12 protein-coding genes and 1 pseudogene are annotated in these 11,089 nt (G+C 42.2%); 12 read left to right on the top strand and 1 reads right to left on the bottom strand.

Annotation, left to right across the window (positions count from 1 at the left end):
* Nucleotides 1-400: 400 nt before the first annotated feature.
* Nucleotides 401-580 carry a helix-turn-helix domain-containing protein gene (locus Q5911_RS03530; protein ID WP_331591666.1) on the bottom strand — a complete coding sequence of 60 codons (180 nt, stop codon included), beginning with the start codon at nt 578-580 and terminating at the stop codon, nt 401-403.
* Between the two features lie 153 nt (nt 581-733).
* Here Q5911_RS03530 and Q5911_RS03525 point away from each other — a divergent pair, with 153 nt between their 5' ends.
* The 12 genes and pseudogenes from Q5911_RS03525 to Q5911_RS03465 all read left to right on the top strand — a co-directional run bounded on the left by Q5911_RS03525 (nt 734) and on the right by Q5911_RS03465 (nt 10,961).
* Nucleotides 734-1,036: a hypothetical protein gene (locus tag Q5911_RS03525; protein WP_256194236.1), complete on the top strand. Its 303-nt coding sequence runs from the start codon at nt 734-736 to the stop codon at nt 1,034-1,036.
* A gap of 246 nt (nt 1,037-1,282) precedes the next feature.
* Nucleotides 1,283-3,682, top strand: a complete 2,400-nt coding sequence (locus Q5911_RS03520) for a hypothetical protein (RefSeq protein ID WP_303181018.1) — start codon at nt 1,283-1,285, stop codon at nt 3,680-3,682.
* A 726-nt stretch (nt 3,683-4,408) separates the two neighbouring features.
* Nucleotides 4,409-4,782 (top strand): annotated as a pseudogene (locus Q5911_RS03515) (plasmid mobilization protein).
* Nucleotides 4,783-5,149: 367 nt separating this feature from the next.
* Entirely contained in the window at nt 5,150-5,875 is a 726-nt protein-coding gene (locus tag Q5911_RS03505; protein ID WP_303181015.1) for a replication initiator protein A, read from the top strand.
* Nucleotides 5,876-5,951: 76 nt separating this feature from the next.
* Nucleotides 5,952-6,107 carry a hypothetical protein gene (locus tag Q5911_RS03500; protein WP_303181013.1) on the top strand — a complete coding sequence of 52 codons (156 nt, stop codon included), beginning with the start codon at nt 5,952-5,954 and terminating at the stop codon, nt 6,105-6,107.
* Nucleotides 6,108-6,154: 47 nt separating this feature from the next.
* The gene (locus tag Q5911_RS03495) at nt 6,155-6,388 is read left to right on the top strand and encodes a hypothetical protein (RefSeq protein ID WP_256194245.1); all 234 of its coding nucleotides are present in this window, start codon (nt 6,155-6,157) and stop codon (nt 6,386-6,388) included.
* A gap of 106 nt (nt 6,389-6,494) precedes the next feature.
* On the top strand, nt 6,495-6,830 hold the full coding sequence (locus tag Q5911_RS03490) for a nucleotidyltransferase domain-containing protein (protein ID WP_204905985.1): 336 nt from the start codon (nt 6,495-6,497) through the stop codon (nt 6,828-6,830).
* A gap of 1 nt (nt 6,831) precedes the next feature.
* Nucleotides 6,832-7,236, top strand: a complete 405-nt coding sequence (locus Q5911_RS03485; protein WP_204905986.1) for a HEPN domain-containing protein — start codon at nt 6,832-6,834, stop codon at nt 7,234-7,236.
* Nucleotides 7,237-7,389: 153 nt separating this feature from the next.
* The gene (locus tag Q5911_RS03480) at nt 7,390-8,967 is read left to right on the top strand and encodes a recombinase family protein (RefSeq protein WP_303181006.1); all 1,578 of its coding nucleotides are present in this window, start codon (nt 7,390-7,392) and stop codon (nt 8,965-8,967) included.
* On the top strand, nt 8,906-9,115 hold the full coding sequence (locus tag Q5911_RS03475) for a sporulation transcriptional regulator SpoIIID (protein WP_331591614.1): 210 nt from the start codon (nt 8,906-8,908) through the stop codon (nt 9,113-9,115). Before Q5911_RS03480 ends, Q5911_RS03475 begins: the two co-directional genes overlap by 62 nt.
* 207 nt (nt 9,116-9,322) lie before the next feature.
* A complete protein-coding gene (locus tag Q5911_RS03470) occupies nt 9,323-10,561 on the top strand; it encodes an ammonium transporter (RefSeq protein WP_076779409.1) in 1,239 nt (412 codons plus the stop codon).
* A gap of 40 nt (nt 10,562-10,601) precedes the next feature.
* Nucleotides 10,602-10,961 carry a P-II family nitrogen regulator gene (locus Q5911_RS03465; RefSeq protein WP_076779407.1) on the top strand — a complete coding sequence of 120 codons (360 nt, stop codon included), beginning with the start codon at nt 10,602-10,604 and terminating at the stop codon, nt 10,959-10,961.
* Nucleotides 10,962-11,089: the final 128 nt, after the last annotated feature.

The following is an 11,089-nucleotide window of genomic DNA, read 5'->3' as shown; positions in this document are numbered from 1 at the left end:
GAGCATGTCGCTCCCTGCATACATTGTAAAAACAATGTATGCAGGGGGATTTTTTTGAAGGAATATATTGAAGAGAGAGCTGTGGAGATTGCTGATTATATAATAGAGAATAATTATAGAGGTAATAATATAGAACGGTTTGTGTGGGTGATGAGATAATAAGTGTAGAAATGGGATTATATGTAATCAATCCGAATAGTTAAAAAGTATTCTGGAGGTATTGTTGCGGGGCCTTTTTGGCGAGAAAAGCTTGGTTTAAACCAGGCTTTTTTTGATTGATGTAAAGAAGGCGATATTTTGTATCGATTAACGAAATGATGTGTATTTATTCTGATTTAAAGATAAGCTGGATAGACTTATATAAATAAAAAGAAACACGATAACTGTTGGTTATGTGTTTCTAGGAATTCGGATTATCATCTATATATTCTATAATGTCAGAGACAGAACAATTTAACAGACGGCACAGCTGATTGACAGTATTTGTGCTGATGCTGTTGCCTTTCTTAATGGAGTAGTAGGTCGCTTTGGAAAACCCCTTTTTGAAAAGTGCATAGGAAGTAATATTCTTTTCAGACATAGTTTTAAAGAGCGGACGATAGCTGATCATGATTCTGTTTCCTTTTCCCTTAATATATGTGATTATTGTATTGATATACTCGGATATTGAAAATGTACGAATATCCGAGTATAATCGCATATGTACATAAACTTATATATAAGGAGAAAGAAAATGTCCCATATAAAAAATATTTTTACAAGAGCAACGATCAGGGGCGTTGCAGATTATTTGCTATTTGGAAATGGACCAGATGATGATGACAGAAACTATGAAGAACGTATGGAAGAAATTTATTTGAGGTTTGAGAAAGCGGTGGCCAAGTATGACCCTAATCCAAATTCGGAGTTACTGGATCTTTGTAATGAACTTACAAGTGAGACGGCCAGTGTCTATATGGAAATCGGACTGCAGGCAGGAATGTTGTTAAGGGAAGATATGGTAAAGAATGTGAGGAAAGATGGAAAGAAAAAATGAGATGTTATATATATCAAGATTCCTAAAATAGCATATTGGTGAAACGCATCTGTATGTTATGCACATATATTGTAATTCGGCGATATACGCGGTATGATGAATTATCTAATATTTGTTGGGATGGTGGAAGTATTTTATCATCATCTGTCAGGGAGGTTACCTGATGTGTTGAAAAGTTAATATATTGAAGAGGATTACGCTGCGAATTAAAGGGAAGATTTTTTAGAATATCAAGGGAAATAACATATGAACGAAGACAATTTGAATATAAAATGTGAATTGATATCTGATGATGAATTCATAGGTTCATCAGAGTTTGATTTTGATAAAATCATTTTTGATCTGAATAGCCAGATTGATTTATTATCAAATCAAACAGATTGTTTGGATTATATTGTTGCGATTGCGAGTGGAATTGTCTGCGGTATACTGGATATCTTGTGGGTAGGAGAGTTTGATCTGGCGCATGGACGAAGTATCGCTAGTGATAAGGTAGATTCTTTCGTGAAAAACACAGCAGAGATGTCGGAAGGTAAGACGTTTGATGATGTAAAATCTGCGGTGCAAGCATTGGAGAAGCATTTTCCAATTCCGAGTGATGGAAACACATCTGATTTTGGCGGAGGAAAACAGCACCACCTGCGGGATTTTGCTCACCATCCAACAATTGTGGGATTAGCCTTTTCTTTGTTGACACAGTTTACAGAGAAATCTTATGGGACAGACGTAAACGGTAGTTTCATTACTGTTGATGTGCCAGAAAAAAGTAAATCATTTATAGGGAAAGATATTCCTGAAAAAATTTTGATGGGAACAATAATCTGGTTTTTCCACCTTGTAAGTGATATAGCGGGATCAAGCAGCACTGCGGGAACTACTGGTGGAACTGGTATTCCAGGTCCTCTTTTGGCATTGGCAAAGGAAGTTTCCGCGATACCATTTTTCAAAAATATTAAGGTCGATGACGATATGTCGATGTCACTTTTTCTATCAAAATTATTTAATGGTACCCTTATGATGAAGAGAGATGAAAAAGGACAGATTGTCAAGGATTCTATTATCAAATTTGATCTGCGTGGAGAACTGGGAGTTGCGGTTGAACTTTGCAAACAGGCTGTTCCTGTAGTTGCCAACGAGTGCTTTGTGCGTGCATTCTATTTTATAAGACGTCTTGCAATGGAAATGAAAGAAAATCGTATTGGTTGTTTTGCAGACATGAAGATGATTGATTGGGATACAGTTAAGCCACTAAATAATCCAACCATTGCCCGAATGCTAACTATCTCAACTGGTGTATTTACGGTACTTGATATTGGCGAGGCAATTGCAACTCAGAAATATTGGGTGTCTATTAACTATGTTGGCATTGGAAGATTTGCGGTTGCGATTAGCTCCGATGTAAGTTGGGGACTTAAGGCGCGTGATGTCAAAAAAATACGGGGTGTATATGAAAACATAAAACATCAGACCTTCGGAAAAACAGATGCAAATTTTTACAAGAGAATAGGTGACGATATGGATTTACAGATGGATAAACTGGGACTCTCATTGGAGCAGACAGAAATACTCTATAATCTGGAATACTATAAGACGTTTAATGATATAGAAATGACAAAACTTCCTGTAACTGGAGAAGTTGTTAAGGAACTTAAAAGTGAATGGTTAAATGAGTGGTCAAAGTTTATTTCAAACGGATTTGAAAGTTTCACACAGATTTCAGGTGCAGAAATGCACTGGTATAGCATAGATGAACTGCAGGAACGTATTGCAGCTAATGATCCCCAGAAACCGTGGTATAGGCTGATACTTCTTGAAGCCATGCTGTTTGAACCGTATTATCCTCTTGGTACGGAGAAGGATAAGAAAGGCAATGACATACCGAGTAAGAAGTATAAACATCTGAACAATCCATTATGTAGTTTTAGGAAAGGGGAAGGAGATCGTTTTTTAGACGAACAATTCACAGGCAAGTATTGTAAGCAGGGGTATGTGAAGAGGTTACGCAAATCCTATGATAAACGGATGCGAGAACTCAGTGAGGTCCTCAAAACTGTGCTTACATCTTTGACTATTACAGCGGTTATTGCTATTATTACTGTTGTGTCAGCAGGCGCATTTGCCGGGCCAATAGCGGTGGCATTGGTGGGCTCCAATTTTGCAGGACTGAGCGGAGCGGCTTTGACGAGTGCCTGTCTTGCATATCTTGGCGGCGGTGCAATTGCGGCAGGTGGAGCCGGAATGCTTGGTGGAACGATTGCTATCGTAGGTGGTGGAGCTGCACTTGGAATAGGTGTTGGTGCTGGAGTTGGCGGTGCCGTTGGTTCCGCAGGACTTGTAGGCAAGAAAAACACAATAATGCAGTCTGCTAAGCTGCTTACTTCAGTCAGAGAAATATTTCTTAATGACGAGCATGACATTGAATTTTCCAACAGCGTGTACGAGCAGTATCTTCAAAATATCACAGAAATTGAAAAAGGGCTTGTTGAACTTCGATTGAAAATGGATGTTGCAAAGGGCAAAGAAAAGAAAGAAATTGCTGAGACAATCAAAAAAGCGGAAGAATCGGTAGAGGCGATGAAAGTGGCCCGAAAAAATATGCTTAGGTTCAATAGTTCTTTTGCAGAAGGGTTACAGACACAGCAGTGATTTTGAATATAATTCCCGATATAATACAAATCTATTACCTATGGTTTCAGGGCAGAGAGTTTTGAACAAAAGCTTAAACAATCTTTATGGGAAAACTCTTCACAAAATATGAAAATAGTAAGTTCCTTTATGATGCTAAAAGTCATAAAGGAACTTTTTATATGAGAACTTTTAAAAATTACAATCACACATTGAATTCTTCCCTTTTTTTATATTATGAGAGGGTTATTTGAAAAAACTATACTGAAAAACATAATTTAAGAAATAGACCATTGTATTTCCCTCTCTGCCCGTTGGGTTAAGTGAGAGGGTTTTTATTTTAGAAGATTTTCACGCTCACCAGAAGGTTGGTGCTTTAACTTTTCAGAAAAATTAATTTTTGATTTTCCCTTGTAAAAGTACCTTACGTCTTTTGGAGAAGTAGAGGGAAGTGTTTTTCCCTAGGGCAAGATCCACCCGTGTTAAGCGTTAATGCCATTTCTGGCAGCCCCCTAACTTACAGGTTGAGCTCTTGCTTGGGATTTCGGTCTACGCTCCGCTTCGGTCGGTGCTGAACGCAGGTCCACCGGACCTGCAGCACCCCCATACCCTCGATGATCTGCCGATCTGGCAGATATTGGCGTCCACTGGAAAGTGGGACGCAGCACAAAAGGAAGATTCCGGCAGGGCTGCCGGTTCTCCCATTTGTGGTGTTGCTGAAGTAACAGAAAGAAAGGATGAGAAGCCATGAGAAAAAAGAGAATGGAACGGGAACTGAACCATCCGCATTTTGTCGGAGTCCGGCTGTCGGATATTGAACTGGAACTTCTGGACAGGAAAGCAGAGATCCTGGGAGTGTCCAGATCCGAATGCCTGCGGAAACTTCTGGTGGACAAGGAGATCGTGCATCGGGTAGAAGTGGTTGCCGATATGGAAGAACTGCGAAGCCTGTTGGGGCATATGGAAAGATCGGCGTGAACCTGAATCAGATTGCGCGGTACTTCAATACGGGCGGGGAACGTTCGCTGGCTATGGAAGATGAAATCCGTCACTGCATCGCGGAATTGTTCACACTCAGGGAAGAAGTGTTGAAGATGGCAGGAGATTTTGAACGGGATTAGCGGGGCAGTTAAAGTAGTCCAGATGAATTGTTCCAAAATGATACCGAAATACGACCAAACAGCGTTTTCTGCCGTTAGACAGGATAAACCCCAGGCAAATATATTTGAGGTCAAAAAAGCCTGTTGTAAAGGGGAAAAAATGCAAAAAATGATACTGAAACGCGACCATATTTCGCTGTCCTGTGCCGGACACTGGCAGGATGGCAGAGAGGAGGAATGTCTGTGCCGAGAATGAGCAAGAAAAGGAAACAGGAACTTGCCTTTTTTCTCAACGAAAGAGGGCGGATCGCTCACAACGACACCTGTCGGAAATGTGTCGGAGACTGCAAGCAGAGTTTCCGGACTGTGATTGTCTGTTGCCCCTGTTATGAATCCAAGCGAAGCCGCCGGCGGAAGATCAGACAGAAACAAAAGGATGGATGTGAAGAATAGAGACCAGATGGAATATTTGACAGAGCGGACCCTGATCAGAGATTTCATTCCTTACCCACGGTTTCTGTTGAATATGAACCTAACTCAGACAGCCAGGATTCTGTATGCCCTGTTGCTGGATCGATCCAAGATTTCAAGGAATAACGGATGGAAGAATGAAAAAGGGTATGTTTACGTGATTTATCCAATCATAGATTTGGCGCAAGTGTTGGACAAGAGTCATATGACCATTAAGAAAGCCTTGAACGAACTGGAAGATGCCGGACTTTTAGAAAGACAAAAGCAGGGTTTTTCAAAGCCGAATTTGCTGTATGTAAGAATCCCGGCAGAGGGAAAGAAAAGTGTCCCTGTGAGGGAAAGAAAAGTATCCCCTAATAAAATGAGTAATAATCAAATGATATATAGTCAAATAAATAAAGAGAGAGAGGCACACTCTGCCTATGGCAAATATAACAATGTGTTTCTCTCCGAAACAGAATATGGAGAATTGAAACAGGAGATCCGGGAAATAGACAGGCTGATCGAGGAACTGTCCAGCTATATGCGTTCCAGTGGAAAGCAATATGCTGATCATGCTGTTACCTTGAGAAGATGGGCAGAACGCGCAGCCCCGGTAAAAAATATTCTGGATTATACCTGTAGTGAGGAGGATAGCTTATAAAAAGGGAATGAAATTAATTCTAATTGGAGGTTGTTAATCATAGCCTGTAAAAAACGGACAAGGAGGTGGGACCGCCGTGAAGAAACAAAAACTGCATTATCGCTTTCATGACCCAAATGATCCGGCGGTTGCTGCTGAATACATATTGAAAGTGTTTGTTGAGGCAAACCAGAAGAAGGTGGAGAAGGTGATCAGAGATGCCAGTCGGGAGAAAGAAGAAAACTGTACATAAATTATTATCTGTGGGGTATGCCATCAGGTCTGGAGAGTGATATACTATTGAAAAAGAGAAAACGAGGCGGAGTTATGACATTATGGCATGTGCAAAAAATATATATAGAAGATAATCCTAAATTTATTGTATTACCATATTATTTTGGGAAAAATCTGAAAATAGAAAACAGCTATAAAGCTACAATTAAGTTTTTATGGAACAGTCGTCTGTCCGAAGCAGAAGCTGATAAACTTTGTGAAAGGAAGAATAAGAAGATACAGGCGGGATATGATCATTAGTAATTCTCTTCGTATGATTTGATATACAAATTGTATGGCATAAGATATAATGAAAGTGGTATATAGCGAAGTATTTTGAACACAGTTAAGAAAGTGGTGAGGTAGTATGCCGGTTTATATTTCAGATATCATGCAGGATTTTGCAAAGAATGTAAGAAGAATGTTGGGCGATTCGCTTGACAGTGTTATTGTGTATGGGTCTTATGTAAGGGGAGATTATTCCGAATTTTCGGATGTTGATGTAATGATTCTTGTCTCGTTGGAAGAGGAAGAAATTAAGAAGATCTCAGATCGGATCAGTGATCTTGCTTTTGATTTTATGATGAAGTATGGCATTGACATTTCCCCAGTAATAACAAATACAGAGCATTTCAATTATTGGGTAGACAATCTGCCTTATTATCGTAATGTCAGAGATGAGGGGGTAAGGCTTAGTGCATGATATGAACAAAGATATGGAATTGTCAAAATACAGATTTTCCCTTGCAGAGGAAACTTATAAAAATGCGAAAATGTGTTTTGATAATGGGTTTTACAGAGACTGTATTAATCGGTCTTATTATGCTGTGTTTTATGGAGTACGCGCTGTTCTTGCATTGGATAGCATTGATTTCAAACGGCATAAAGATGTTGTGGCTTATTTTAATAAAGAATTTGTTGCAGCGGGCAAGTTTCCGGGAGAAATGGGCAGACGTCTGGCAAGATTAAAAATGAAAAGAGAAGAAAGTGATTATAATGATTTCTTCATTGCATCAGCAGATGAAGCAAAAACACAGCTGGAATCTGTAGAATATATGCTGCCGTTAATAAAGGAATATCTGGAAGAGCATAATGTGAATTTTAAATAAAAAAGTAAAAGTCAGGGGAAGTAGTTTTGCTTCCTCTGTTTTTGTTTCAATTTTTAAACCAAAGTCTTTATCTGTACAAATCTTTTATATATGTTATAATCAAAATAAAAATAGTAACTGATTGTAACAGATGTAACAGAAAGGTAAACGCTTATGAACATTGCAGCCTACTGCCGTGTCTCCACGGATAAATCCGACCAGCTGAACAGTCTGGAAACCCAGAAGCAGTTTTTTACAGAATACGTTCAGCGTACCGGAGATCACCTTGTTAAAGTATATGCGGATGAGGGGATTTCCGGAACGAAAATTAAAAACAGAAAAGAATTTTTACAGATGATGGCCGATGCAGAGCACGGCCTTTTTGATATGGTTGTCGTAAAAGATATTTCCCGCTTTGCAAGGAATACCGTGGATCTTCTTCAGAACATCCGCCGTCTGAAAGCTCTTGGAATCGAGACACAATTTCTCACGGCCAACATGACCAGCATGGGGAACAGCGAGTTTGTTCTCACTATCTTTGGTGCTCTGGCGCAGGAAGAGAGTGCCAATACATCCAAGCGTATCAAGTTCGGGAAAAAGGTGAATGCGGAGAAGGGCCGGGTTCCGAATATTGTTTTTGGATATGATAAAACGATCGGCGATTATTTCAATCTGGCAATCAACGAGAAAGAGGCAAAGGTGGTACGGCAGATCTACCGGTGGTATACAGAAGAGGGATATGGATGCGCCGCTATTTCCAACAAACTGAATGAGCAGGGAAGCCGGACAAAGCGGAACTGTAAGTGGAGCCAGAATGCTGTCAGCCGGATTCTCACAAATGAACTTTACACGGGAAAGATTATTAACGGGAAACAGGAAGTGGCAGATTTTCTTACCGGACAGCGGAAGGAGAAGGATGAAACGGAATGGCTGGTGACAGAGCGTCCGGAACTGCGGATCATTGATGATGAAGTGTTTGAACAGGCACAGAAGATTCTTCATTCCCGGAATCAGGCGTTTAACCTGAATCACGAACGACAGAGTAACAAATACCTGTTTTCTACGTTGATCAAATGTAAGGAGTGCGGATGGTCTTTCCGCCGGACCCTGCGAAAGTATAAGAATACTTACGTACGCTGGGTATGTTCCGGACATAACGGGAAAGGTGCAGATTCCTGTCCTAATGCAGTGACCCTGGATGAGGAAGAACTGATTGAAGTGCTGCAGGAATACTTTTCGAATGTACTGAAGAATAAGAAAAAAGTCATTCAGTATGTGGTGAAGGAATTTCAGCGTGTCTACAAGGCGAAAGATGAAAACGTGGAGTATGAAAAAGAGTTGAAGGATAAGCTGGCAAAGCTGAAAGCCATGCGGGAGAAATATATGGACATGTATACCGATGACCTGATCACAAGGCAGGAGCTGAATGACCGGATCGGCGGGGCAAGACAGGAAATCGAGCGGCTGGAAAATGAATTAAAAATGGTGACCTATCAGATCACAAAGGGAGATCAACTGGAAGAATTGCTGAACACAACGTTTCAGTCGATCGAGGATATTACAGATGTACACCAGATGACCAATACCCAGCTGAAAAAAATTATTGAGAAGATTGAAGTGGACAAAGATGGAAATGTGGACATTTACCTGAAATTGCTGGGAGATCTGGGACTGGACGAAGCCATACTGGTTGCAGACCGGTCAGAAATACCGGACACAGAAAACACTCAAAATAATCACGACCGCACATAAAGACGTAACCGACCGCCTTCTCCAGATCAATCCGTCCCTGGCGGCGGAGGCCAGGAAGATCCTGGATGTAAACAAGTCTGAGCGGCACATACGGGGAGGACTTGCTACCCGGGAAAAGTACAAAGGCACGCACCACATGGCTTTGTAGATTTGGCTGAAAATAGAAGAAAATTTCGAAAAAATTCTTTAATTTTCAACAAAAATGCTATTTTTGAAACGATTTTTCTTGATTTCAGACCCTTCATCTGCTAGACTTAGCCACAAGACAAAGACGCCTGACGGTGAGACGGAAAAACGCCTCCACCGGTCAGGCGTTTTTTCGTTTTAATCTAAAGGAAACACGGGAGGTATTTTTATGGACACAGGAAACACTGGATTTATGATGATCTGTGCGGCGCTTGTATTTATTATGACGCCGGGGCTGGCTTTTTTCTACGGAGGTCTGGTCAGGAGGAAAAATGTGGTAAACACCATGATGGCCTGCGTGGCGATCATGGGACTGTCCGTATTTATGTGGGTGCTCTTTGGCTATTCCCTTGCATTCGGCAGTGACCATGGCGGGGTGATCGGAGATTTCGGCTGGCTGGCGTTTAGCGGCGTGGGATGGGACGCAGGACCTTATTCGGACACCATTCCCCATCTTGTGTATGCGGGATTCCAGATGATGTTTGCCATGATCACGCCGGCTCTCATTACCGGGGCTGTGGTGGGCAGGATGAAATTCAAGGCGCTGTTTGCCTTTATCGCTCTCTGGTCTGTCATCGTCTACTATCCCATGGCTCATATGGTATGGGGGCAGGGAGGATTTCTCGCAGCCCTCGGCTCTGTGGATTTTGCGGGAGGAAATGTAGTCCACATCAGCTCAGGCGTGAGTGCTCTGGTGCTCGCTATTTACCTTGGGAGGCGCAAAGGTTATGAGAAGACATCCTACCGCATCCACAATATTCCTTTTGTTGTTCTGGGAGCATCCCTTCTGTGGTTTGGGTGGTATGGCTTTAATGCGGGGAGTGCCCTGGCAGCCGACGGCCTTGCGGCCCACGCCTTTATGACTACATCCGTGTCCGCGGCGACAGCTCTTCTTTCCTGGATGCTCATTGACACGGCAAAAGAGGGAAAGCCCACACTGGTGGGCGCCTGCACCGGTCTTGTGGTGGGCCTTGTGGCGATCACGCCGGGAGCCGGATTTGTACCTGTCTGGTCTGCGTTTATCATCGGTGCCCTCGTGAGCCCCATCTGCTACTTTATGATCAATCTGATCAAACACAGACTGAAGATAGACGACTCCCTGGACGCTTTCGGGTGCCATGGGATCGGCGGTATCTGGGGCGGAATAGCCACCGGGCTTTTCGGACAGAGCTCCATCAACTCTGTGGCACAGTGGGACGGACTGGTGTTCGGAGAGACAGGGCTGTTTGTCGCTCAGGTTATCAGTATTATTGTCACCATAGCGGTCGCAGTGGTCGGCTCGCTCATCTGCATAGGCGTGATCCGCATCTTTACCAGACTCCGGGTAGATGAGAAGGACGAGATGATCGGACTTGATGTGACCCAGCACGGGGAGAACGCTTACCCGTCCTTCAATGGTTTTGACTAAACGGAAATATTTTGATAAGAGCATGAGGAGGAAGAAATATATGCTGATCAAGGTGGAAGCAATCGTCAGAGAAGAAAAGTTTGAGGAAGTGAAAGACGCCCTCAATCAGATAGAAGTCAACGGCATTACCGTGTCCCAGGTCATGGGATGCGGCGCTCAGAGAGGATACAAGGAAGTGGTCCGTGGATCGGAGATCGATATTTTCCTTCAGCCCAAGATTAAATTTGAAATCGTGGTATCCTCGGAGGAGTGGGAGAAAAAGGTCATCGACACTATTCAGAAAGCGGCCTTTACCGGGGATGTGGGAGATGGGAAAATCTTCAGCTATGAAATCAGGAGTGTCATGAAGATCCGGACAAAAGAGACCGGATATGATGCGGTCCAGTCGGAGTTTGAATAATAAAAACTAAAGAATATTCTGAAAAGACTGTGCTGTGCAGCGCAGTCTTTTTTTGGAAGGATTTCCCAGAGTCCATCCTGGGAAAAAATGTTAGGATAAACGGGGAAAACCTTGTCGAATATTCTAAA

The sequence above is a fragment of the Lachnoclostridium phocaeense genome, assembly GCF_959599685.1.
GTDB classification, from domain to species: Bacteria; Bacillota; Clostridia; order Lachnospirales; family Lachnospiraceae; genus Claveliimonas; species Claveliimonas monacensis.
This window is presented reverse-complemented; position numbering and strand designations above follow the sequence as displayed.

Bases quoted from the DNA above. Each gene is read 5' to 3' on its own strand.
- Q5911_RS03530 (WP_331591666.1), bottom strand. From the start codon at position 580: ATGTCTGAAAAGAATATTACTTCCTATGCACTTTTCAAAAAGGGGTTT.
- Q5911_RS03520 (WP_303181018.1), top strand. From the start codon at position 1,283: ATGAACGAAGACAATTTGAATATAAAATGTGAATTGATATCTGATGAT.
- Q5911_RS03505 (WP_303181015.1), top strand. From the start codon at position 5,150: ATGAATCCAAGCGAAGCCGCCGGCGGAAGATCAGACAGAAACAAAAGG.
- Q5911_RS03465 (WP_076779407.1), top strand. From the start codon at position 10,602: ATGCTGATCAAGGTGGAAGCAATCGTCAGAGAAGAAAAGTTTGAGGAA.
- Q5911_RS03480 (WP_303181006.1), top strand. From the start codon at position 7,390: ATGAACATTGCAGCCTACTGCCGTGTCTCCACGGATAAATCCGACCAG.
- Q5911_RS03470 (WP_076779409.1), top strand. From the start codon at position 9,323: ATGGACACAGGAAACACTGGATTTATGATGATCTGTGCGGCGCTTGTA.
- Q5911_RS03490 (WP_204905985.1), top strand. From the start codon at position 6,495: ATGCCGGTTTATATTTCAGATATCATGCAGGATTTTGCAAAGAATGTA.
- Q5911_RS03485 (WP_204905986.1), top strand. From the start codon at position 6,832: ATGAACAAAGATATGGAATTGTCAAAATACAGATTTTCCCTTGCAGAG.
- Q5911_RS03525 (WP_256194236.1), top strand. From the start codon at position 734: ATGTCCCATATAAAAAATATTTTTACAAGAGCAACGATCAGGGGCGTT.